Annotated in this window: 19 protein-coding genes; 12 read left to right on the top strand and 7 right to left on the bottom strand. The window is 56.7% G+C overall.

The window, feature by feature from the left end; all coding sequences use genetic code 11:
• Nucleotides 1–914 precede the first annotated feature (914 nt).
• Nucleotides 915–1844 carry a S66 peptidase family protein gene (locus ACQKEN_RS18300; protein ID WP_427687657.1) on the bottom strand — a complete coding sequence of 310 codons (930 nt, stop codon included), beginning with the start codon at nt 1842–1844 and terminating at the stop codon, nt 915–917.
• A gap of 475 nt (nt 1845–2319) precedes the next feature.
• On the opposite strand from ACQKEN_RS18300, the gene ACQKEN_RS18295 reads away from it, so the two are divergent.
• From ACQKEN_RS18295 to ACQKEN_RS18285, 3 genes are read left to right on the top strand one after another with little or no spacing between them, the layout of a single operon-like run.
• The gene (locus tag ACQKEN_RS18295; protein WP_427687655.1) at nt 2320–3225 is read left to right on the top strand and encodes a dCTP deaminase domain-containing protein; all 906 of its coding nucleotides are present in this window, start codon (nt 2320–2322) and stop codon (nt 3223–3225) included.
• Nucleotides 3222–3974 carry an FAD-dependent thymidylate synthase gene (gene thyX, locus ACQKEN_RS18290; protein WP_427687653.1) on the top strand — a complete coding sequence of 251 codons (753 nt, stop codon included), beginning with the start codon at nt 3222–3224 and terminating at the stop codon, nt 3972–3974. The genes ACQKEN_RS18295 and thyX overlap by 4 nt, the downstream gene beginning before the upstream one ends.
• On the top strand, nt 3971–4600 hold the full coding sequence (locus ACQKEN_RS18285) for an AAA family ATPase (RefSeq protein WP_427687651.1): 630 nt from the start codon (nt 3971–3973) through the stop codon (nt 4598–4600). The genes thyX and ACQKEN_RS18285 overlap by 4 nt, the downstream gene beginning before the upstream one ends.
• 308 nt (nt 4601–4908) lie before the next feature.
• On the opposite strand, the gene ACQKEN_RS18280 is transcribed toward ACQKEN_RS18285, so the two are convergent.
• Nucleotides 4909–6159 (bottom strand): HNH endonuclease, encoded by a 1251-nt coding sequence (locus ACQKEN_RS18280; protein WP_427687649.1) that lies wholly within the window; start codon nt 6157–6159, stop codon nt 4909–4911.
• A 248-nt stretch (nt 6160–6407) separates the two neighbouring features.
• On the opposite strand from ACQKEN_RS18280, the gene ACQKEN_RS18275 reads away from it, so the two are divergent.
• The 5 genes from ACQKEN_RS18275 (at nt 6408) to ACQKEN_RS18255 (ending at nt 10498) form a co-directional block, all read left to right on the top strand.
• Nucleotides 6408–8147 carry a hypothetical protein gene (locus ACQKEN_RS18275; protein WP_427687647.1) on the top strand — a complete coding sequence of 580 codons (1740 nt, stop codon included), beginning with the start codon at nt 6408–6410 and terminating at the stop codon, nt 8145–8147.
• A 19-nt stretch (nt 8148–8166) separates the two neighbouring features.
• A complete protein-coding gene (locus ACQKEN_RS18270) occupies nt 8167–8940 on the top strand; it encodes a YrhB domain-containing protein (RefSeq protein ID WP_427687645.1) in 774 nt (257 codons plus the stop codon).
• A gap of 127 nt (nt 8941–9067) precedes the next feature.
• A complete protein-coding gene (locus tag ACQKEN_RS18265; protein WP_427687643.1) occupies nt 9068–9373 on the top strand; it encodes a hypothetical protein in 306 nt (101 codons plus the stop codon).
• A gap of 94 nt (nt 9374–9467) precedes the next feature.
• Nucleotides 9468–10085, top strand: coding sequence for a GAD-like domain-containing protein (locus ACQKEN_RS18260; protein ID WP_427687641.1), 618 nt, complete (start codon nt 9468–9470; stop codon nt 10083–10085).
• Nucleotides 10086–10159: 74 nt separating this feature from the next.
• Nucleotides 10160–10498 (top strand): hypothetical protein, encoded by a 339-nt coding sequence (locus ACQKEN_RS18255; RefSeq protein WP_427687639.1) that lies wholly within the window; start codon nt 10160–10162, stop codon nt 10496–10498.
• Between the two features lie 131 nt (nt 10499–10629).
• Here ACQKEN_RS18255 and ACQKEN_RS18250 read toward each other — a convergent pair whose 3' ends face one another.
• From ACQKEN_RS18250 to sseB, 3 genes are all read right to left on the bottom strand, one after another.
• Nucleotides 10630–11076, bottom strand: coding sequence for a GNAT family N-acetyltransferase (locus ACQKEN_RS18250; protein WP_427687637.1), 447 nt, complete (start codon nt 11074–11076; stop codon nt 10630–10632).
• A 144-nt stretch (nt 11077–11220) separates the two neighbouring features.
• Nucleotides 11221–11661, bottom strand: coding sequence for a hypothetical protein (locus ACQKEN_RS18245; protein ID WP_427687635.1), 441 nt, complete (start codon nt 11659–11661; stop codon nt 11221–11223).
• Between the two features lie 82 nt (nt 11662–11743).
• On the bottom strand, nt 11744–12544 hold the full coding sequence (sseB, locus tag ACQKEN_RS18240; protein ID WP_427687633.1) for an enhanced serine sensitivity protein SseB: 801 nt from the start codon (nt 12542–12544) through the stop codon (nt 11744–11746).
• A gap of 260 nt (nt 12545–12804) precedes the next feature.
• Between sseB and ACQKEN_RS18235 the strand changes: the two genes are divergently transcribed.
• Nucleotides 12805–15006, top strand: a complete 2202-nt coding sequence (locus tag ACQKEN_RS18235; protein ID WP_427687631.1) for a TonB-dependent receptor — start codon at nt 12805–12807, stop codon at nt 15004–15006.
• Between the two features lie 200 nt (nt 15007–15206).
• Here the strand turns inward: ACQKEN_RS18235 and ACQKEN_RS18230 are convergent, their stop codons facing one another.
• Together ACQKEN_RS18230 and ACQKEN_RS18225 are read right to left on the bottom strand one after the other, a co-directional pair.
• A complete protein-coding gene (locus ACQKEN_RS18230; protein ID WP_427687629.1) occupies nt 15207–16679 on the bottom strand; it encodes a mechanosensitive ion channel domain-containing protein in 1473 nt (490 codons plus the stop codon).
• Between the two features lie 1038 nt (nt 16680–17717).
• Entirely contained in the window at nt 17718–18479 is a 762-nt protein-coding gene (locus ACQKEN_RS18225; protein ID WP_074892538.1) for an SDR family oxidoreductase, read from the bottom strand.
• A 251-nt stretch (nt 18480–18730) separates the two neighbouring features.
• Here ACQKEN_RS18225 and ACQKEN_RS18220 point away from each other — a divergent pair, with 251 nt between their 5' ends.
• The 3 genes from ACQKEN_RS18220 to ACQKEN_RS18210 all read left to right on the top strand — a co-directional run bounded on the left by ACQKEN_RS18220 (nt 18731) and on the right by ACQKEN_RS18210 (nt 21865).
• Entirely contained in the window at nt 18731–19735 is a 1005-nt protein-coding gene (locus tag ACQKEN_RS18220; protein WP_427687626.1) for an NADP-dependent oxidoreductase, read from the top strand.
• A gap of 136 nt (nt 19736–19871) precedes the next feature.
• Nucleotides 19872–21215, top strand: a complete 1344-nt coding sequence (gene pssA / locus ACQKEN_RS18215) for a CDP-diacylglycerol--serine O-phosphatidyltransferase (protein ID WP_427687624.1) — start codon at nt 19872–19874, stop codon at nt 21213–21215.
• 5 nt (nt 21216–21220) lie between these two features.
• Complete coding sequence (locus ACQKEN_RS18210) at nt 21221–21865, top strand: TetR family transcriptional regulator (RefSeq protein ID WP_427687622.1); 645 nt, start codon at nt 21221–21223, stop codon at nt 21863–21865.
• Nucleotides 21866–22419 lie beyond the last annotated feature (554 nt).

Here is a 22419-nt window from a genome sequence, read left to right as displayed (position 1 = left end):
ATGTGCCCGCCCACCTCGGTCAGCACCGTGAGGTAACCGGCGTCCTTGATCACGCCCTTGAGCTGCTCGGCCAGTTCCTGCGCCTGAACCGCCTGCTCGATCTTGCCGGTCTTGACCTCCTCGCCCGAGCCCGTCTTGCGGCTCTTGTCGAGGCGCACCCGGGCCTCGTCCATGGCCTGCATCATCAGTTTGGACACCTGGCTGACCTGACCGGCCTGCTCGATGAACTCCGCACCCTGCTGACCCTGGGAATCTTTCAGCGTGTAGGCACCGTCGTCGGCCAGCCCCGCCTGCAACACGTCGAGGTTATTGGCGACGCTGGACACCGACCAACTGGCCATTTCCAGCGCCAGGTCCTTGCTCTGACTGATGCTGACGAATTCGTCAAATGACGCACGATAGGCCGCCAGTGCCTGCTGCACCTGACCCATCACCTGCTCGTTGATCGGCGCGCCCGCCTTAAGCTGCTCCGCCTGGGCATTCAGGCCGTCCAGCCCGGCGTGAACCTGATCGACCACCTTCGGATCGCCGTGCAAGGCGTAATCCTGCTCCAGCAGCCGCACGCGATTCACGTCGCTGTTGAGTGCGGTCATCGCCTTCAGGCTGTCAAAATGCGCGCTGATGGAACGCAGCGACCAGACCCCGATGGCCGCGACCAGGGCGGTCAATAGCAGCACCAGCACGAACCCGATGCCCAGCTTCTTGGCCATCCCCAGATTGGCGAAACGCGTCTTCACGGCCGACATCATCAGTTTCCGCTCCATAGCTTGAGGGCGTACATGGCAAAGCCATTCGCGCACGGCCATTCGATATCCGTGAAGATTCGCAATGCCCACGGGGCAAAACAAGATGCTGGCGTCAGAATGATGGCAAATAGCTAGAGCAAGGTCGCTTACAGAACGATGATCGTCGTACTAGCGCGTGGCCGGGGCCACCGTCAGCGTGCCCGCATCTGTGTCGAGCATCGCATAACTCCCCAACGCCACCGCCAGATTGCGATCGCCGTGGCCAATGGACAGACCGCCCAGCACCGGAACGCCCAGATCGCCCAGTCGCTCGATCAGCACATCGGGCGGCCGGATCGGGTTATTGCCGTGCCCCGGCTCGCTGAACTGACCCAGCGCGATACCGCCGAGCCGTTGCAGAATCCCGCAATTGAGCAGGTGAGTGATATTACGGTCCACCCGATACGCCAGCTCGCCGACGTCTTCGAGCAACAGAATCGCGCCCTCCAGATCAGGCATGAACGGCGTACCGATGCAGGTGCTCAGCATGCTCAAGTTGCCGCCAAGCAACACGCCCTCGACGGAGCCGGACGTGCGCACGCTGAAGGTGGGTTCTGATGGATCGGCATGAATGACGGAAGGCTCGGTGCTCATTAATGCCTGCTTGAGCGTGCTGGCAATAATGCCGCCCTTTTCAAGCTGCGCGGCCACCGGGCCGTGAACCGTGGCGAGGCCTGTGTGGGTCCAGAGTGCGGCGTGCAAGGCGGTGATGTCCGAGAAACCGACGACGAGTTTCGGGTCGCGAAGCACGGCGTCGTAGTCGAGTTGCCCGAGGATGCGCTGCACGCCGTACCCGCCACGGTTGCACAACACGGCGCGGATTTCGGGGTCGGCCAGGGCGTCGTTGAGGTCGGAAATGCGATCGGCGTCGCTGCCTGCCAGGAAACCGATGTTGTCCAGTGCGTGGGGGTAGACGCGGGGGCGTAATCCCCAGGACGTGAGTTCCCGCACGGCTGCTTCCACCCGGGCTTCGGCGACGGGGCCGGCTGGGGAAACCAACGCTACGGCGTCGCCAGCGCGAAGGACTTGGGGGTGGAGGGTTGAGCGGGAGGCAGGCATTTTTTGGGGGCTCGGCGGGTGTTTGGTGATGGTGCAATGTAGAGCACTGGGGGGAGTGAATCCAGTGGGGGGTGCTGATGTGCGGGACAGGATCGACTGGGGACGTGGTTGAGAATGGTGGGGGCGTGATTGAGGAGTCCACGCTGTCCCGGCTCGGATTTAAGATTGCTGGCATGCAGCTTAGACGGGAGTATTTACGTTGGCGGTACTAAAATTTTCAACAGGCGCTCGCCGACTCACGGCCATCGGACAATTGGGTCTCTATTATTGGCTGACGTGTGGGGCGCAGTTGATTTGCGAACATTCGTGAATAGCGGCTATCCGCCCATAGCTGACATTAGCAAGGAGGCAGAATTTAACCACCTCTGCAGAGTCACGGCAATCATCTTCACGCTGCCGCTGACAATCGCCCTCTCTGGGCTCCGAAGCTCGCACTGCGATACACTCATCTAAACTGACCAGTGGAACGTATCTTATGAGCATCTTAATCGACACCCAGCTACTCGCAAAGGTCAGCAAAACCCCTTCAGAACTGATCGATGTTACAGCTTCTAGTGCTGCTCTAAAGATCCGTGGTTGCTCAATCGATTTGCACATCGGCCCAATTTACCGCCCAGGGCTTGAAGCCGGTAAAGAGGGTTCAGCTACCAACCCCCACCGCCTTCCTGTTTCATTGGCGCAAGGGGACACAGCAGTCATAGAGACTGTTGAATCTTTCAAGCTAGATAATTCCCACGCAGGCTTTGTTTTCCCCTCAAGCCGTATCTCGATTCAAGGTTTGTTGATGACAAACCCGGGACATGTTGATCCAGGCTACAGCGGCTCATTACATGTGACAGTCATAAATATGGGCAAGGAGCCGTTCTCTCTTCAGCCAGGAACGCCTTTCTTGCGTGCATTCATACACGAACTGGATGCTCCAGCCGTCACTCCACCTCCTACAAGCGCTCCAGTAATTCAAGAACTGCTCAATAAGCTATCACCAGACTTTCTCAACGTAAAATCTCGTGCTGAGGAAGCAGCGAAAAAGCATGTTGATCGGGCAGTGCTACGCACGCAATGGTTACAGTTTGTATTCCCAGTAATTGCCACAATCGCTGCTGCTGGACTTGGAGCTGCAGCAACCTACCTCTCTACCTCAAATCGTTTAGAGGAGCGTACTAAAACATTTGAGGAGCGGATTAAATCATTAGAGACATCTACAACTTCGGAACGAATTAAAGCACTGGAGTTAAGCTACCCAATTCAAGAGAGACTAATAAACATAGAGAGCAAACTCAAAGAAGACTCAATACCAAAACAAGTGCCACCACCCCAGATTAAAAAGGCGCCTCGGCCTAATTCTGGGTCTGACAATACACCAGCGGCAGGCAGACTATGAAAGTCTATCTGATTTCTAAAAATACGCTTGAGGACGGCATGTCTAATTTCTTGAGCGATCGAGCTCTCTCTTGGGCGCACGACAATGATGTTTGTGCCTCCGAATTAGTTGTCGAGGCCGCAGGAAGAGTGTGTTACATGTCATTTAGCGATAAACAGTATCGCAAAACTAATCAGGACTATATTTCAAACATCTTGCATCAAGGTCATGACAGTGTACTTGAACACGCGAACTTTACAATACTAGTGGATGGCTTGACACGAGCACTTTCTCATCAGTTAGTACGGCACCGAATTGGCTTCGCATATAGCCAACTGTCACAGCAGTACCATGATGAATCGGATGTTGAGTTTATTCAACCTAAGGGGCTGGACGAAAATCCCGGATTAAAAAAACAATGGTTACTATGGTGCGCGGCAACTCGCTCGCTGCATGATAACTTACGCGGCGCGGACTCCAAGGTTTCAGCGTCTGCCCATCTATCCGTCAAGGAACAGCAGCGGCATTCTAGATCAATGGCGCGCTCAGTTCTTCCCAATGCAACACATACAACAATCATGATCACTGGTAATGCAAGAGCCTGGCGACACCTACTAAGTATACGTGGCGCCATTGCTGGAGATACTGAAATGCGGGAGTATTGTATTGCCATCTACCACTTATTACTTGAAGCTTGTCCAAGCCTTTTTTCCGGATTCGAAGTGTTCGAAGACCAACTCGGAAAATACGTTCGCTCGGCTTCCCAATGAAACTTTCCCAGGCGGAGAACTACTGGTTATCTTCGACAGCAGCTACGGTGCAAAAAAAAGGGGAGCGGCGTAATACCTCTTGGGTGCTTATCACAGGTGCGCCTGGAAGTGGCAAGACTACATTAGTAGATAGTATGGCCGCTGCGGGCTGGCGGACAATCGAAGATCCGGGACGCGCAGAATTTGAACATCAGCTTAAGATGGGGATTTCTCCAACAGTAGTACGCCGTGATTACCGTCGCTTCCAACACTTGGTATTAAAACGAGCACTACGCATTGTCGATCTCATTCCTGACAATGAGCAAGTGATTTTCGATTACGGGATCGCCGAATCATTAGCCTTCATGAAAATTGCTGGAATACCGTGGGATGATGTAATTGTTCAAGCTGCTGCTCGACTAAATTTTCGGCAAGTGTTTCTGCTTGACCTTGTCCCACTCCCATCAAATACAGATGACATGATTCGCGACGAATCGGAACAGTCTAGAAATTTATTGCGCGACCTTTTTCAAGAGATTTACCAAGTGCTTGGACACAATTCCACCCGAGTTCCACTAATGAACGCCATGGAACGTCTTGAGTACATTAACGGTTTAATTGAACACCCCGCAGCGTTGCACCCATAGACTAGCCCAGCTACTTGTGAGTAATTTTCGAAAACGAGTCGCAGCTCACTGGCGACCACACTTAGACTACCGCCCTGAAGATTAGCTTTAAACAGCCGATGGTTCACACCCATATCCCAACTTACTATTTTTCCCGAGTTTTGCCAGCACTGAACGGCAGCTTAGTTTGAAAGCGGCGCCCGATAGCACTCCGCCTATGGCCGCTAGCTAAACATGAATGATCGCTATAGGTGAGCATCTCCTTGAGCCCCTACAGCACTCCTCCAAAAGCAACAGGTCGTAAAGTAAATCCCGAAAATGCGTGAGAATCAGGCAAATCCTTGGACTATTGTGAGGAAAAGTTCGCGCAACTCTGACTGGTTCACTCCATGATGGGCTTCGCGATGATCGTTCGGACATAACGCGATCATGTTGGTGGGATGGTCGTGGCCGTTCTCAGCGAGTGCCACGATATGGTGCGTCTCAAGGTAGGTATTCCCATTAGCTTTGGTGAAGCCGGGCATTCCGCAGTACTCACAGAGACCCTTTGAGCGCAAGAGCACATCACGCCGACACGCTGGGCTGCGCTCGTAGTAGGTTGACGTTGATTCAATATGTTTGGCCGGGGCATCGATAAACTGGTCATCGAAGGTAACGCCGTAGGAGTCGGCGGTGATCGGCGCGCCTTGTGGCTCCAGATCCGGTGTCTCGCCGCTATCAGCGGCGGTATGCTCCAAAGCTTCGGATTGACGAAAGCTTATGGCTCTCCCAAACTCGGTATTTGCTTGGTCTAGTGGAGGTGAGCTTTGGGCCCAGACTAGTGCCCGTGGAATAGCCTCATCCTGACGTGGACCGCGCACTAGAACGTAATCGCCATCCTCTTTATAAGTGCGCACATACCATTGACTGTCATCCAAGAGACGGCCGTTAGCTCTCTCTGTCTCCTCATCGTGGGCCATTCCGCGGTGCACGATAGCGACCGACAATGACTTGCCAGACTGGAAACACTCACGAATAGTCGTATCTAGAGTTCGTGCTTTACTAGCCCATTGCTCACCTCGACTCTTTTTGGACAACTCCTTCTTCCGCTGCTCGCCTTGGTAATTACGGTAGTTTTCACCCATACGCTGGTACTGCATCTGTGCTTCGCGAGCATTGTGGTGGACAACTAGTTGGCCATCTTCGATTTTGATCATGTCGTGCCACATGCTCACCAATCTGCGTCCTGCAGGGTCGGTGAATACCCAATCGGCGCGAAAGCGGGGATTGCGAGTGAAGTCGTCGCATGAATTTCCGTGCACATCACGATGCCATTCGCTCACATCGTGGCCAGCGGCAACCAGCACGTCATAGATACGCGTCGTGCTGGTTGGTTTGAGGGATGCAAGTATGTCGCCCGCGTTCATGCCAGACCTATGAGGTGAGGTGAGATTCCCTGTAATCCTCAGCCCTAAACACCGGCAATTCAAGCAAATACCTTCCTGAAAATCGTAATGATCACGCGGTAAGAGGACGAATTTAATTTTTCCGAGTAAATAAACCCGTTCACTTCTTTGCAGAGCGGTGCTGAACAAACCCATTGTCATCTCCGGTCGCACCCGTGAAATGCCTCCCGGAAACGCACCTGTTTGGCTGTGACGCTGGACTAGGTTCCGGCCATACGCACCGTGCGTCGAATAGGTAATCGTCACAACCTTGAAACACAACCGCCAAATACCACCGTCTCAACAGGAACCGGAATAGCCCGCTCGGCCACACACCCTCTGGAAAACCATCATTGATAGCAGCTATGTCCCGCTGCATCCCTAGAACCAGAGAGAACCTCACCATGCGCGTGTCTGGCCAGCAACCCCCCGCTCCCTCCTCATCCATCGAACTTCAGCAACGGTCAAATTCGACGGCTGCCACCGGCCACGCTGCCGTGGGGCAGGGTCATCCTCAATCCGGTGAAGTCACCGCAGCGGCGCTGACCCAAGCCCGTGAAATGAAGCATTTGCTCACGACCTACGTGAGCAATCAGTTCCAGCCCTACAAAGATCGTCTGGATCCGGAATCGGGGCACCGGGGAGAAATCGATCGAATCGTAGAGAGCCGCGTCAACAAGCTGATGGAGGAGAACATCTCGTTTCAGGAGCTTGGTACGTTGATGGAAAAAGCCGAGAAAATGGACCGCAACGCTTCAATGGTGTCGGGTACAACGGGCGGTGTGCCGTTTGCTGTGGCGTCGACGCTCCAGGCGGCCATTCCCGTGATCACGGGAATCGGGGCGAACATACCAAACCCGGTGGCAAAAGCGGCGGTCCTGGGGACGATTTCACTCGCGGCGGCATCAGCGATGGATCAGGTCGGCGGCGCTTCCATTAAAAAACTTCGGGAAGACGCGTACTACCTGCATGCGCCCGCGGACAAACTGCATGAGTCGTTGAATGCCGCGCTGGCGACTATCGATACCACCGCGAACCTGGCGATCCAGAACGCCAAGGAGGCTCAGACGTTCACGATCCGGAATGGCATCAGGACGGCGGTAGGCCCGGTGGTGGCGGCGATCAATCCGAAGGCCGAGGCCATTGTGGACACAGCCCTTGCGATTGCAGGTGGCCTCGCCGCCGGTACCGGTACTGGGTACCTCACCCACAATCGGCGCACCGAGCAAGGCAGCAGTGGCCCCGCGCTGCTATTGGGACGTAGAGATGCCGAAGCCAAAGAGGATCTGAGTCAGGAAACCGAATGGATCGACGCGTTGAAGGTATTGCGGGACGCGAAAACCATCCGTACACCGCTCGCCAATGGAGGGGGACGTCTGGCCGACGCCGGCCGCACTCTGGTAAGCGATCCGCTCGGGGCGATATCGAGAACCGCGAAAGCCACTTTCACCCCTTCCGGCGCCGCCAATGTCGCAACGCTGACCGGTGGTTTCGCCGGATTGGAAGCCGGTAAAGGCGCTGTGGTCAACGCCTTGAGCCAGCAGCACCCTGCCCTGGGTTCATTGGCGAAAAACGCCGTCAATACAGTGGGCGGCGCGGCTGTGTTCGGGGGCAACGCCGCTAGCGTCGCGGTTGCAGACAAGCTGGTCGACGACTTGAGATCGCGAGGCAAGAAAACGGCGGAGCCCACGACAGACGCTACCGAGACCGCTCACTCCGTGCATGAAGACACTGCCGACGCTCCGGGTGAGTCTCCCGGCGAAGAGCCAGCCCGTGTCAGCAGGCCTTCCAGTCAACGGTCCCAACGAGCGGCGTCTGATACGGCCTCTCTTCCGCGAACCAGCCTCACCGGCAACCGGATCACCAATGCGGAGAACTCGGCACTCTCCTCTATCAAGTCTCCGGCAGGGAGTGTTCGGGCAAGCCTCAAGGGCGAACAAGCGCAACCCACGATCAGCGCCGGACCCTCCAGCGAGGCAGCGCGGCCTGGGTCGGCATCTTCGGCGGCACCTGCCCCGCTCCAGGTCCAAACCCCGGTGCCGGTGGATGATTCCTCGGATGACGACGCCAGCTATCGCACTGCGACATCGGGTTCGTCGGATGACGAGTCGGTCTACCACACTCCGCCGCAAAGCCCGGCTTGAGGGAGTCGGACGATAAAGTGTGAAACCGCCGGCCGCCGTCATCAAAGGGCTGCTGGCAGGTCTGATGTTCCTGCAGCCAGACCCGAGCCCCCGTGTGCAGCGGCAGACACGAAGGTTTAGCGATCCAGGAAATCCAGATGTGGCAGATCCAATTGCTTATGTTCAGAAGCTTCCTACGTCATCGCGGGAGGTTGGGACCCAGGGTGCCCGCTTGGGTCATGAAATACTCAGTTTCCAAATTTCTTGCACTCGCTTAACCATGATAAAAAGCGAGCGGCGTCCCAAGCTGGGAATTGTCAGGGAGACGTTGAGTGTTCTTGTGCATATCGTGCCCTCGTGGCATCAGATCGAAGATCGGATAAGGCAAGAAATGGGCTGCCAAGGTGGTGCCCAGTATAGAAACCATTGGGGCGAGCCTGCCCCGTCCCTCAGCCTGAATATCCGCCGCGTCGAGGGCGTTAGGTCTGCGTTTTATCAAGCGGAATGGCAGGCGGGCATTGCAGTTGTTGAGGACCAATTGATGTTCGACTATGAATATGCTCTGAATAAGGCGAAAGAGTATCTTGAGGATTCAGAGATACCTTTGCAGATTACGTACGAAGGTGAGTTCGCGGAGGGGTGGTTCTTTTGCTATCAGTCAGCTGAGTATTTACGTACTGGTGATTCGTCTGATCAGCTAGCGGGAAATAGCCCATTTCTGATTGACCGGAATACCGGTGAGTTGTTCGAGCTGGCGACCGCTAAGCCTATAGCAGAGTACGTTGATGATTACCTTCAAGAGCGCTATGCGTAGTGAATATGCGTGACTATAAAACAGCCTATTTGAGTCACAAGGGCGTAGGTGTAAAAGTGGCTTACGATACGGCGATAGATTGGGACGTGACCGGGTATTCAACTAACACCGCAAAGAATCCTAAGCCATGAAAACTGATTACCACCTCATTGAAAACAACCTCAGCTTCGTCCTTGCAGAGCTCGGATCTCAGCCGGAGGCGGCTTCGTTCTTCCCCCCCGATTCCTTATCTTATCAGGAGCAAATTGGTCAATTATCTGAGTGGGTGAATGAGTCGGGAGAGTATGGTCTGGCGTATGAAAACGTCGTTTCCATGCTTGAAGTGCTTCCTTTCAAGTTATCTGGTAAGGCGGCAATAAAACTTTTGGAGGTTGGTCTGATTTTTGGCTTCAAGACTGAGTCGGAGTCAGACAAAGGTTTTGATCGGCGTTAGCTGGGAGCGCCTTGGACTTGCGTTGAATGAAGAGCGCGGCTGGGTGAAAATTTTTATACTCGATTCATAAACCATGCAGAGAGGATTACGTTCGATGGATGGAGTGTTTGCCAGACTCATACAAAAATTCGGCGAGCCAGTTGATCGCCAAGAAGTACCCAGGTCAAGCATCGAACACTATAAAGGCAAACTGCCTGGCCTTTTATTGGAGTATTGGGCCGAACATGGGTGGTGTGGATTTGGAGAAGGGATTTTTTGGTTAGTTAATCCGCAGGAATTTGAGCCCGTGGTTACGTCGTGGCTCGAAGGAACAAAGCTTAAGGATTTAGATAATTATTATCTGATCGCTCGAAGTGCATTTGGCGATCTATACTTCTGGGGGAAAGAAACAGGGGCATCGCTAAAGATTTCAAGTGTCGTCTCTCGTTACGTAACACAGACATCGGTGTTATCTAAAGACCAGTCTGACAAACGCGTTCAGGGATTTCTATTATCTAAGGAGGTTGAGCACAACGACTTTGGTCAACTTTTTAAACCCGCACAGGAAAAACTTGGCACGCTTCGCCACGATGAGATGTACGGGTTCGTCCCGGCACTTATGCTAGGTGGATCGGTAGCCTTGGAACATCTAAAAAAAGTAAAAGCAGTAGAGCATCTGGTTTTTCTGTCCCAGCTTGGGCCCCTTGAGGCGTACAGCTTTTCAGATTTTTAGTCGAAGTCTTGGAGGCTGCGCAGTTCGGGACCAGTAACGCCCTTGCTTGACTATGAAGCGAGATAGGAGTCGACATGATGATAAAAAGATACACGGCGGTTTTTTTGATTCCCATCGGGGCAAATAAAACCTTAGGCGAGGATGGTTGGGAGTTTAAAAGCCCTAAGCGACTTTCCAAGGAAGTGGTAGAACAATTGATTTCGGCATTAAGGCTCAACTTTATTGAGCTGTACTCAGGGATAAAAAGATACGTAGGCGACGATATTGGTATGTCTATATTTCTTGATGACATGAATGAGGTGGAGAATATTTACTTTCAGGTTTTCGGGAATTCGCTGAAAGCGCTTACAGAGCTGTGCCAAGACCCCCAAATGTCTTCTGAAGCCGAAATGTTCGTACCTGAAAAAAAATGAATCTTGTCTACGGGCCCCAGTTCTACACACGTGTAGACGGAATTGAACTGAATCAGGGTCTCGCAGCCGGACATCGCGGGTAGCTTAATGTCGCAACGTGAGATGCCTACGTTGACACATTCCCGAAAGAGTCAGATGTTGCTCAAGCACATCACGTGCGTGGCATGCTCATGATCTGTTCGCATGAAGCCACACTTCAGATAAAACGCGTCGCCGGCGGCGGTATCGGTGAACAGGCATACGTTCTGAAAGCACAGCGCGGCATGTGCAACAAGCGCCGTTACCAGCGTTCTTCCAACGTGATGCCCTCTTGATGAAGCGCTGACATAGACCCGTCGCAACCTCGCCATGTTCTTTTCGGCGTAGGGATCAACTGAAAGGCCTCCGATGCCCACTAGCTGCTGGTTTAGATAAGCGGCCAGAAGACACTCGCCAGGGGCATTAAAGCGATTTGCTCCCGACTTCCATTCGTCGATCAGGCGGGTAAGAAACCGGAAGCCTTCCCTAACCGCCTCCTCCTCTAGCGGCAGAATCTGCGCGGGAAGATGGGTGATCAGTTGAATGTCGACTTGGCCCATGGATCTTCCTTGATTGGGTGGAGAGCTATCTGGCTTGGTAGAGGCTCTTGAAGTGCATTGCTATTGGTAGTGCAAGTAGCGGCTGTTCGACTCGGGAAGACCAGCGTTCAATTTGAGGTCGGCACCCTTCTTTAGAGTGAGGCGTCAGTACAGGCCTGTGGCGCTATCAGGCTCGCGTACCGGAACCTGGTGCACGCTGACCATGTTGTAGGTGAGCATGAAGCCAACACCACCCTCGGACTCCATCACCTGAGCCACCCAGCCAATAGGATTGATAAACAATGAGTTGTCGTGGTTGAGCACTCCTACAGCAGCAGTGGTCTCATCATAATCCCAAACGACATCGCCCCAGTGCCAGCCTTGGCCTTCTACGTACTGGTTACCTAGCAACGCTCCAAGCGCGTACATTTCCTCTTCGGACAGCGTTGTGCCAGTCGCTTTGCAATCGCGCACCCGCTCCGTAATCGCCGCAACCACATCGGCCGGAGCATCATCCCGAGTAAGGCCGAGTAAGGCGAGTCCCTGGCGGCTCAGCACTTCGATCTGATCTACCAACTCGGCGGACACTTTGCTGATTTCAGCCATTCTTGTTCCTCCATTAAAAAACTGCACAGCCCAACCAAGATTTCGCAAGCCTGCACTGCGCTTAGCGCGGGCTTGAAACCCGTCACGCTTTGCCAAAACCGAGCACTGACCGCAGCCACCCTGCCGACTTCCTTTCATAGAAAGGCGTTGTTTCCTTGAGGAAGTAATCGCTAAGGCCTGCCCCTCCTTCCTGAACGCGATAGAGGTCAACGGGTTCGCCATCCGGCGCGGTATCTCCGGCAACGCTACCGGCTTCGCGCATGACCCGTTCAAAATCTCCGTCCGCTTCAATACCAATGATCAGGTGAGGCTTTTGATCCACCGATGGGTCATGCATCAACGCGAGAAATGCACGTTTTACATTGCGATGTTTGGCGAGCAACTGCGTGAGCGAGTTGACCATGCTGGACGGGTATTGCGACGGCTGTCCGAGCAGCACGTTCGTGTCTTTTTCGACCGTGCGCTGCGCCGGCTGCTGGCCGATCCCGTCAGAGAGCAGATGGCGCACTTCCTCCGGCAAAAACTCTTTCCCATAAGGAGACTTCGGGTTGAGGAAAAGAGGCGCGCCCAGTGTGATTTCAAACAGCGATCTGGCCGGGATTTCTACGTAGGACTCTTCGCTGTCTATGGATCCTTGCAGTGTTTTTAACGAAGAAAAAAACGGGATGACAGGTGAGCCGTCAGCCCTGTGCCAACTCGCGATGCTGATGTTGCTGCCCGCTTCGAGCGTGACATGCCCCTTGCCAGTCCCGGCAGTGCCAAGCACGTAGACGGTGGAGTCCAACAGCGTTTTGAAGAAGTCCGGTCGATGGGCCGGCTCATCCGCCGCCAGCCTGAGTGATTGTTCGAGGGTGTTTTCTTGCTGGTTGTTCATGATTTCCATCCCTGGCTCCACTAAACAGACAAAAAATGGGTGCAAAGCGCGCGTAGTTTTCCACGGGATTGTGAAAACAGGAAGAACAGCAGGCTCCGCTGATGGCAGCGCTCTGCATTCAACATCGCCAGGGCGTTTCACACGATGTGAAAAATCTGTCGTCAGTGGCAACAAACTCAAAAGCACTCTGATATCATTCTCACCTGCGAATACTTCGCATTGCCAAGGAGGCTTCAACCCGTTCTGATCACTTTGCTGGGTAGCCCGTAATGTTCCTTTTGCATCCGTTTCGCCCCACCCTGCTTGCGCTTTGCTGCTCTGCGAGCTTCATGGCCAATGCTGCCGACTCGGCGGTTGAGCTCGGCGCTACTGACATAAACGCGGATGCCGTCAAGGCTAATTCCAATAGGCTGCCTGAGGTTTATGCGGGTGGTCAGGTCGCTCGTGGCGGGCAGATGGGTGTTCTGGGTAATCAGGACAACATGAACGTCCCTTTCACCCTGACCAGCTATACCTCCCAGCTTATCGAGGATCAGCAGGCTGAAGATGTGGGAGATGTACTCCTCAACGACCCGTCGGTGCGCCAGTCTTACGGCTTCGGTAACCAGTCGCAGATATTCGTGATCCGCGGTTTGCCGTTGGCAGGCGACGATATCTCCTACGGCGGCTTGTACGGCGTCCTTCCTCGGCAAATTCTTTCCACGGACGCGATTGAGCGGGTGGAAGTATTCAAAGGTCCCAACGCTTTTATCAACGGCGTGAGCCCCACCGGTACGGGCTTGGGTGGCAGCGTGAATTTGCAGCCCAAGCGTGCTGAAGACGTGCCGACTCGCCGTTACACCCAAGACATCAGTTCTGACGGCCGCGTTGGTGAGCACCTGGACCTTGGCCAACGCTTCGGCGAGGGCAATCGATTCGGAGCGCGGGTCAACCTTAGCCAACGTGAAGGCGACACTGCGATCGATGACGAAAACCAGCGCACCAAGTTATTCGTCGCGGGACTCGATTATCGGGGTGACACCTTTCGCGTTTCTACCGACTTTGGCTACCAGAAACAGCGCATCAACGGTTTACGCAACACCGTGCAATTGGGTAATACGACCAAAATCCCGACCGCCCCGGACGCGAGCCACAACTACGGCCAGGACTGGACTAATTCCGAAACCGAAGACACGTTCGGCATGATGCGTGGCGACTGGGACCTGAATGAAAACTGGACTGCCTACCTTGCCGGGGGCGCCAAACATACTCGTGAAACTGGCGTATACGGCACGCCAACCCTCGTAGGTAATAACGGCGTTGCAACTGTCGGCGGCTCTGAGATCCCGCACAATGAGGACAACACCAGCTTTGCAGCGGGGCTTAACGGTCATGTTCAAACCGGGCCGGTGAGTCATCAGATCGCGATCGGCGCCTCCACCCTCTGGACCCAGCAAGAGAACGCCTACACCTTCTACCGCTCGGTCACCGGGAATACCAATATCTACACCACACCTGATCTGCCCAAGCCAACGGCGGTTTCCCTCACCGGCGGCGATATGGGCGATCCGGGTGTCACCGGCAAAACCCGCAACCGAAGCCTGGCCGTTTCCGACACCGTTGGCTTGTTCGACGACAGTTTGCTGCTGACATATGGCGTACGCCGTCAGCAACTGCGCGTAGAGAACTACTCGTACGATGGCACCACCTCCAACGGCGTGGCTAATCCGGCCAATGACGGCAGCCGTACTTCGCTTTACGACGAATCCATCACCACTCCGGTGTATGGCATCGTCTATAAACCGACTGATACCGTTTCCCTGTATGCAAACCGCATTGAAGGCCTTGCCAAAGGGCCGGTCGCGTCCGGTACCAACGTCACCAACCTTGGGGAGGCCTTCCCGCCTGGCCGTACCAAGCAACTGGAAGCGGGTATCAAGCTGGACATGCAATCGTTCGGCGCAAATCTTGGCGTGTTCCGAATCGAGAAGCCCAGCGATGGCTATGTCGATGCGACCGAGCGCCTCTACATTCGCGACGGCGAGCAGGTAAACAAGGGCGTTGAGCTGAGCGTGTTTGGTGAGCCCATCGAAGGCCTTCGCCTGATGGCAGGCGGCACGCGCATGACCTCGGAGCTGAAGAAGACTGCGGGCGGGCTCACTGATGGCAACCACGCCATTGGGGTGCCCACCTTCCAGTTAAATGCGAGCGTCGACTGGGACGTTCCTGGCCTGGAGGGAGCTGCCCTCAGCGCCCGTATGCTACGTACTGGAGGCCAGTATGCGGACCAGGCCAATAACCTGAGCCTTCCAACCTGGAATCGGTTCGATGCCGGGGCGCGCTACAAACTTAAAGTCGATCAAAGGGACCTGACGTTGCGCGTCAATGTGGAGAACATCACCGACAAGAACTACTGGGCCTCAGCCAACGGTGGTTATCTCAGCCAAGGCGACCCACGTCTGGTCAAACTCTCAGGCACCATAGACTTCTAAGTCAAACCTCCCAGCGGATTAGCATCATCATTCCCTTGGGATCAAGTGGCTTTCGATGATTCGAATTCAGGTCAGCCAGCAGATAGACCCAAGCGCCCAAGGCATAGCTCAGATCAAGCATTCAGCAGCATCTGAGGTACGCCTCGGCAAAGCGTCGGTTGCCCGCGAGAGTTTTACTTCTCAACAACCTGCTGTCGTTGTCAGCGCTTCTTGTCATCTGGCCCCGGGCCGCGCGTGACCTCAAACCGCCTCACATTCTTGCGCAACCAACCCAGAAAACCATTGGCATCAGCCACCACCGGCTTAGCCTCCAGCATCGCCGCCCTCGCCTTCGCCCGAAACTTCGCCAACCCCGCCAGCGCCCCTATCAATTCCGGATGCTCCGCCAACCACGGCTCCAGGTCGGCCTTGTCGATCCGGTAAATCATGCAGTCGGTGTACGCGCAAAAACGCGCCACCGTCGGCGTCGCGTCGAGGAAACCCGTCTCACCCAGCAGCTCGCCCGGCCCCATGCGCCCGACTTCCAGCCAGCCATCCGGCCGTTGCAGCGACGCCGACACCACACCGGACTCGATAATGAACAGCGCATCAGGCACCACGCCCTCGGCCAGCACGATGTCTTTCGCCGGATAGGCGCCCAAGCGCATGTGCTGTTCCAGTTGCGCGCGGTCGGCGTCGCTGAGCATGCGCAGCGCATTGACGGTGTTGAGCACGGCAGACTGGCGGGTGGCTGGGCGTTGCTGGTCCTGGCGGGGCTCGGTGGACGCCAGTTGGCGGTAGATCAGGTCGAACAGCTGATTACGCACCGCTGAACGTCGGTCCCGGGATTTCACGTAGCCGGTGACTTCGTATTCGACGATGCGCAGGCCGGATTTGACCACGACCGCCGATGGCGCGGGCTGGGCCAGTAATTCGCGGCAGCCGAGCAGCGCTTTCTCCAGGGAATCCAGCACCAGGCTGGGCCGCAGGCGGGTCGACAGTTCGATGGACAGGGTGACCGAATGGAAATGATCCGGGCGGCTGAAGTTGACGATGCGGGTCTTGGCGGCCATGGCGTTGGGGATCACCGCCATGCTGCCTTCGGAGGTCAGCAGGTGGGTGGAGCGCCAGTCGATTTCGATGACTTTGCCTTCGATGTCGTCGACGCGAATCCAGTCGTCCACCCGGAACGGTTTGGTCGCGTTGAGGACGATGCCGGAGAACACGTCACCCAGCGTGCTCTGCACGGCGAGGCCAAAGATGATCGCCACCGCGCCGGAGGTGGCCAGCAGGCCTTTGACCGGCAGGTCGAGCACGTAGCCGGCCGCCGCGACTGATGCGACGAGGAAGATGATCGCGCCCATGACGTCTTGCAGCAGATGGCCCTTGCCGCCAATTCGCGGCTCCATGACTACGGTGGCGAGCACGGTCAGGGTCCGCGCGCCGAACAGCCACCAGGCGATGGTCAGAATAGTGCCCAGCACATGCCGGGGAACGGACCAGTCGGCGGGCACCGGGTACAGCGGACTCAGCCCGCCATCCAGCAGCGCCATGCTGAACAGCACGAACAGCACCAGTCGGCACGCCAGCTTGCGCCGCAACCAGCGCGGGTGCAGCCATTGCCAGAGTGTGAGGTCGATGACCAGCAGCACGGCAGCGCTGATCAACGGATAGGCGAACCACAAATGATCCATCAATGTTCCCTGAGGGTGGACAGCCCGTGGAGCTTAGCTGAATACCCTGCAGGGAAGTGCCGGTCACATCATCGGGGGAACAGTGGAGCGAATCGGGGCGAAGGATGATGGTGGGCAGATGTCCACTCTGAAGGAGCCGGCTTGCTGGCGAATGCGGGGGGTCAGGCGGCTGGATGTCGCAACTGATATTTTTCGCGGGCAAGCGCGCTCCTACAATTGATCTCGACACCATCCGGAATCTTCGGTGTGCATGAATTTGTAGGAGCCGGCTTGCTGGCGAATGCTGTGGTTCAGGCATGCGGATGTCGCGGCTGATATTTTTCGCGGGCAAGCGCGCTCCTACAGTTGATCTCGACACCATCCGGAATCTTCGGTGTACATGAATTTTTAGGAGCCGGCTTGCTGGCGAATGCGGTGGTTCAGGCATGCGGATGTCGCGGCTGATATTTTTCGCGGGCAAGCGCGCTCCTACAGTTGATCTCGACACCATCCGGAATCTTCGATGTACATGAATTTGTAGGAGCCGGCTTGCTGGCGAATGCGGTAAGTCAGCCACGTGGATGTCGCAGCTGATATTTTTCGCGGGCAAGCGCGCTCCTACAATTGATCTCGACACCATCCGGAATCTTCGGTGTACATGAATTTTTAGGAGCCGGCTTGCTGGCGAATGCGGTGGTTCAGGCATGCGGATGTCGCGGCTGATATTTTTCGCGGGCAAGCGCGCTCCTACAGTTGATCTCGACACCATCCGGAATCTTCCGTGTACACGTATTCTGTGGGAGCCGGCTTGCTGGCGAATGCGGTGGTTCAGGCATGCGGATGTCGCAGCTGATATTTCTCGCGGGCAAGCGCGCTTCTACAATTGATCTCGACACCATCCGGAATCTTCGGTGTACATGAATTTTGTAGGAGCCGGCTTGCTGGCGAATGCGGTGGGTCAGCAAAGGATATTTTGCCCAGTAGACTGGGTTCGCCAGCAAGCCGGCTCCTACGGAGTGAGGGTGTGTCAGTCAACCGTGTGGTGAATGATCAGACGAATCAGAACGCCGTCACGCCCCCGTCTACCGCCAGTGAATGCCCGGTGGTGAACGCGGCGCCGTCGCTGCACAGGTAGAGCACGGCGGCGGCGATTTCTTCGACTTTGCCGATGCGGCCGACCGGGTGCATGGTGGCGGCGAACTCGGCCTTGCGCGGGTCGGCTTCGTGGGCGCGGCGGAACATGTCGGTGTCGATCACCGCCGGGCACACGGCGTTTACGCGAATGTGCTTTTTGGCGTACTCGATGGCCGCCGATTTAGTCAGGCCGATCACCGCGTGCTTGGACGCGCTGTAGATGCTCATCTTCGGCGCCGCGCCCAGCCCGGCGACCGACGCGGTGTTGACGATCGCCCCGCCACCCTGGGCCAGCATCAGCGGCAACTGGTATTTCATGCACAGCCAGACGCCCTTGACGTTGACGCCCATGATCGCGTCGAACTCGGCTTCGCTGCCTTCGGCGAGGCGGCCCTTTTCGATTTCGATGCCGGCGTTGTTGAAGGCGTAATCCACACGGCCGTAAGCGTCCACGGCCTGGGCCATCATCTGCTGCACCTGGGCGTCCTTTGTTACGTCACACGGCAGAAACAGCGCTTCCCCGCCCGCCTGCCGAATCAGCTCAGCCGTGCCCTCGCCGCCCGCACTGTCCAGATCCACCACCAGCACTTTCAGGCCGTGTTCGGCGAACGCCAGCGCGGTCGCCCGGCCAATGCCCGCTGCGGCGCCGGTGACCAACGCAACCTGGCCGGAAAACGTCATGCTCATGGGATCGTCCTTTTTTGTACGTATTAATGGAGTTGCGGCGAATGCCGGTGATGGTCCGCAGCTTAGCGGTCGCTGCACAACCGGCGTCAGCACTATTACAAGGCCGGTTGCCGGGCCATTGGTGCCAATGATGATCCGCGAATATCGCCATCATCCGCATGGATCGGCGGGCATTCGGTGCAGTGGCAATCCTTGCTGTCCGGACCGTTCCGGTCTATCACTGCCGCTTCGCCGATAATCGAGAGCCTGCCATGACTGCCTTGAACAACCGCCAATTCCTCCTTGCGCGCCGCCCCGTGGGTGCCGCCAGCCGCGAAGATTTCACCTTCCAGACCGTGCCCGTTGCCGAGCTCGCGCCGGGGCAGATCATGGTGAAAAGCGAATACCTGTCACTGGACCCGGCCATGCGCGGCTGGATGAATGAAGGCAAGTCTTACATCGCGCCGGTCGAGCTGGGCGCGGTCATGCGTGCGCTGGGTGCGGGCAAGGTGATCGAGTCGCAACACCCGAAATTCGCGGTGGGCGATTACGTTCAGGGCGTACTTGGGGTGCAGGATTATTTCGTCGGTGAGCCCAAGGGCTTCAACAAGGTCGACCCCAAACTCGTGCCGTTACCGGTGTACCTGGCCGCGCTGGGCATGACCGGCATGTCGGCGTATTTCGCCCTCCTCGAAGTTGGCCAGCCCAAGGCCGGTGACACCGTGGTGATTTCCGGCGCGGCCGGTGCAGTGGGCAGCATTGCCGGGCAGATCGCCAAAATCAAAGGCTGCCGGGTCATCGGCATCGCCGGCGGCAAGGAAAAATGCCAGACCCTGATCGATGAGTTCGGCTTCGACGGCGCCATTGATTACAAGAACGAGGACATTCATGCGGCGCTGAAACGCGAATGCCCCAAAGGCGTGGACGTGTATTTCGATAACGTCGGCGGCGACATCCTCGATGCGGTCTTGACACGTCTGGCGTTGAAGGCGCGGGTAGTGATCTGCGGCGCCATCAGTCAGTACAACAATAAGGAAGCCGTCAAAGGCCCGGCCAATTACCTGTCGCTGCTGGTCAACCGCGCGCGCATGGAAGGTTTCGTGGTGATGGACCATGCGGAACACTTCGCCAAGGCCGGGATGGAAATGGCCGGCTGGCTGGCCCAGGGCAAGCTGAAAAGCAAAGAGCACATCGTCGAGGGCCTGGAGACCTTTCCCGAAACCCTGCAGATGCTGTTCAAGGGCGAGAACAGCGGCAAGCTGATTCTGAAGGTGTGAGCTCAAGGTCTGAGCTCAAGCCGTGAGCCGTCGCTGATAATCCGCTGAACAACTCACGGATAACGCTGCCAAAACCACCAGAGGGCGCACTCTGGTGTAAGCTCGTGCGCTGTTGATCCGACCCATCGAGAGGCTTATGCGGGCTCCCTTCCGACGTTCTACCCTTGCAGCGCTGCGCGGTTTTGAATCCTCCGGCACGGCGATCACGATTCTGCCGAGTGCAGCCGATTACCGGCAGACACTGCTGGCGAAGATTGCCGCCGCCACCCGGCGGATTTACATCGTCGCCCTGTACCTGCAGCAGGATGAAGCCGGCCAGGAAGTGCTCGATGCGTTGTATGCCGCCAAGGCTGCGCGCCCGGAGCTGGACGTTGTGGTGCTGGTTGACTGGTTCCGTGCGCAACGCGGCCTGATCGGCGCGGGCAAGCAAGCCGGGAACTCGGCGTGGTATCAGGCGCAGAACCTGGAACACGATCAGGAAGTGCCGGTGTACGGCGTGCCGGTGCAAACCCGCGAGCTGTTCGGCGTGTTGCACCTCAAGGGCTGCGTCATCGACGACTGCGTGATCTACAGCGGCGCCAGCATCAATAACGTTTATCTGCACAAGCTTGGCAAATACCGGCTCGATCGCTATCACCTGATCGACAGCAAAGGCCTGGCCGACTCGTTCCAGCGTCTGGTGCAGCAGGACATTCTGCCGTCCGACGCCGTGCATCGCCTCGACCTGCCCTCGCCGCCCAGCTCTCGCAGCCTGCGCGGGGAGATTCGTCAGTTCCGCCAGCACCTCAAGCGCGCCAGCTACGACGTCAACGATGGCGTCCGTGACAACGGCGAGCTGCGCGTTATTCCGCTGCTGGGTATCGGCAACAAGAACCCGCTGAGCAAAACCCTCTGCGATCTGATTGCCGCGACCGATGAGCAACTGACGCTGTGCACGCCGTACTTCAACATGCCGCTGGTGGTGAAACGCGAGATCAATCGCGCGCTGAAGCGGGGCGTGAAGGTCGACATCATCATCGGCGACAAGACCGCCAACGACTTTTTCATTTCGCCGGAGGAGCCGTTCAAGGTGATCTCCGCGCTGCCGTATCTGTACGAGATCAGCCTGCGTCGCTTCATGCAGAAACATCAGACGGCGATCGCCAAGCACCAGTTGAATATTCATCTGTGGAAAGACGGCGACAACACCTACCACCTCAAGGGCCTGTGGTCGGACGACCGCTACACCCTGCTGACCGGCAACAACCTGAACCCGCGGGCCTTTCAGCTGGACCTGGAAAACGCCGTGCTGATCGATGACCCCAAGGGCGAATGGCTGAAGCCCCGCGCGGAAGAAATCGCGCTGCTGATGCGCAATACCCATCGGGTCGGCAAGTTCGACGAGCTCGACACCCTGAGCGAATACCCGGTTGGCGTGCGTACCTTTCTGCGCCGGGTCAGCCGGGTCCGCGTCGAGCGCCTGCTCTACCGGATTCTCTGACGACCATGGGCAAAAGCACTGGCGTTCGTGCGCAACAGGCGGATCAGACCCGCGCGCGCATTCTTCAGGCGGCGATCACGGTGTTTACCCGCGATGGTTATTCCGGCGGGCGTATCGAGAAGATCTCCGCCGAAGCCGAATCCAACGACCGGATGATTTATTACTATTTCGGCAGCAAGGAGAAGCTGTTCGTCAAAGTGCTTGAGCACACCTACGAGCAGTTCAACCGCGCCGAAAGCCTGCTGTCACTGGACCCGTCGACGCCGGTGCAGACGCTGCGCCAACTGGTGGCGTTCGTCTGGGACTATTACGTCAGCCATCCGGAATTCGTCGCCATCCTCAGCATCGAAAACCTGCACAAGGGCAGGCACGCGCGTCAGTCCGGGGAGCTTCGACGGCTGTCAGGCGAAGCCGTCGGCGTGCTCAGACCGATCATCGATGCCGGTCAGGCCCAGGGTTTGTTTCGGCAGGATCTGGACATCAAGCACGTGTATTTGATGATCGCGTCGCTGTGCTACTTCTATAACTCCAACCTGCACACCCTCAGCTCGTTCCTGGGTCAGGACATGGCCGCCGAGGGGGAGCGCACGGATTGGTTGGCGTTTATTCAGGATCTGGTGATGCGTGGGGTCATGGTATTGCCGCAGTAGCCTGATCGATAAAGCACCTGCAGGAGCGCGCCTGCCCGCGAATGCGGTGGGTCAGCGATGACAATGTTGACCGGGACAACCGGTTCGCCAGCAAGCCGGCTCCTACAGGTAAATCCCGGCAATACCTGAGGCCTGCGGCGTGTGTGAAATCGATCTTGGGAGCACCTCAAACCTCCGCCGTACGCATGGCCTGTATGGGCCGGCTTGCTGGCGAATGCGGTGGGTCAGGCGCATGGATATCGCCGCTGATATTTTTCGCGGGCAAGCGCGCTCCTACAGTCGATCTCGACCACATCCGGAATCTTCGGTGAACACGTATCCTGTGGGAGCCGGCTTGCTGGCGAATGCGGTGGGTCAGGCGCATGGATATCGCCGCTGATATTTTTCGCGGGCAAGCGCGCTCCTACAGTTGATCTCGACCACATCCGGAATCTTCGGTGTACTCGTATCCTGTAGGAGCCGGCTTGCTGGCGAATGCGGTGGGTCAGGCGCATGGATATCGCCGCTGATATTTTTCGCGGGCAAGCGCGCTCCTACAGTCGATCTCGACCACC

Source organism: Pseudomonas sp. NPDC078416 (assembly GCF_050268485.1).
Taxonomy (GTDB): Bacteria; Pseudomonadota; Gammaproteobacteria; order Pseudomonadales; family Pseudomonadaceae; genus Aquipseudomonas.
Note: the sequence above shows the minus strand (reverse complement) of the source record. Positions and strands in the feature narration are given on the sequence as shown.

Excerpts from the sequence above, each read along its gene's own strand:
- ACQKEN_RS18300 (WP_427687657.1), bottom strand. The coding sequence starts at position 1,844 with ATGCCTGCCTCCCGCTCAACCCTCCACCCCCAAGTCCTTCGCGCTGGC.
- ACQKEN_RS18295 (WP_427687655.1), top strand. The coding sequence starts at position 2,320 with ATGAGCATCTTAATCGACACCCAGCTACTCGCAAAGGTCAGCAAAACC.
- thyX (WP_427687653.1), top strand. The coding sequence starts at position 3,222 with ATGAAAGTCTATCTGATTTCTAAAAATACGCTTGAGGACGGCATGTCT.
- ACQKEN_RS18285 (WP_427687651.1), top strand. The coding sequence starts at position 3,971 with ATGAAACTTTCCCAGGCGGAGAACTACTGGTTATCTTCGACAGCAGCT.
- ACQKEN_RS18280 (WP_427687649.1), bottom strand. The coding sequence starts at position 6,159 with ATGGGTTTGTTCAGCACCGCTCTGCAAAGAAGTGAACGGGTTTATTTA.
- ACQKEN_RS18275 (WP_427687647.1), top strand. The coding sequence starts at position 6,408 with ATGCGCGTGTCTGGCCAGCAACCCCCCGCTCCCTCCTCATCCATCGAA.
- ACQKEN_RS18265 (WP_427687643.1), top strand. The coding sequence starts at position 9,068 with ATGAAAACTGATTACCACCTCATTGAAAACAACCTCAGCTTCGTCCTT.
- ACQKEN_RS18260 (WP_427687641.1), top strand. The coding sequence starts at position 9,468 with ATGGATGGAGTGTTTGCCAGACTCATACAAAAATTCGGCGAGCCAGTT.
- ACQKEN_RS18255 (WP_427687639.1), top strand. The coding sequence starts at position 10,160 with ATGATGATAAAAAGATACACGGCGGTTTTTTTGATTCCCATCGGGGCA.
- ACQKEN_RS18250 (WP_427687637.1), bottom strand. The coding sequence starts at position 11,076 with ATGGGCCAAGTCGACATTCAACTGATCACCCATCTTCCCGCGCAGATT.
- ACQKEN_RS18245 (WP_427687635.1), bottom strand. The coding sequence starts at position 11,661 with ATGGCTGAAATCAGCAAAGTGTCCGCCGAGTTGGTAGATCAGATCGAA.
- sseB (WP_427687633.1), bottom strand. The coding sequence starts at position 12,544 with ATGGAAATCATGAACAACCAGCAAGAAAACACCCTCGAACAATCACTC.
- ACQKEN_RS18235 (WP_427687631.1), top strand. The coding sequence starts at position 12,805 with ATGTTCCTTTTGCATCCGTTTCGCCCCACCCTGCTTGCGCTTTGCTGC.
- ACQKEN_RS18230 (WP_427687629.1), bottom strand. The coding sequence starts at position 16,679 with ATGGATCATTTGTGGTTCGCCTATCCGTTGATCAGCGCTGCCGTGCTG.
- ACQKEN_RS18225 (WP_074892538.1), bottom strand. The coding sequence starts at position 18,479 with ATGAGCATGACGTTTTCCGGCCAGGTTGCGTTGGTCACCGGCGCCGCA.
- ACQKEN_RS18220 (WP_427687626.1), top strand. The coding sequence starts at position 18,731 with ATGACTGCCTTGAACAACCGCCAATTCCTCCTTGCGCGCCGCCCCGTG.
- pssA (WP_427687624.1), top strand. The coding sequence starts at position 19,872 with ATGCGGGCTCCCTTCCGACGTTCTACCCTTGCAGCGCTGCGCGGTTTT.
- ACQKEN_RS18210 (WP_427687622.1), top strand. The coding sequence starts at position 21,221 with ATGGGCAAAAGCACTGGCGTTCGTGCGCAACAGGCGGATCAGACCCGC.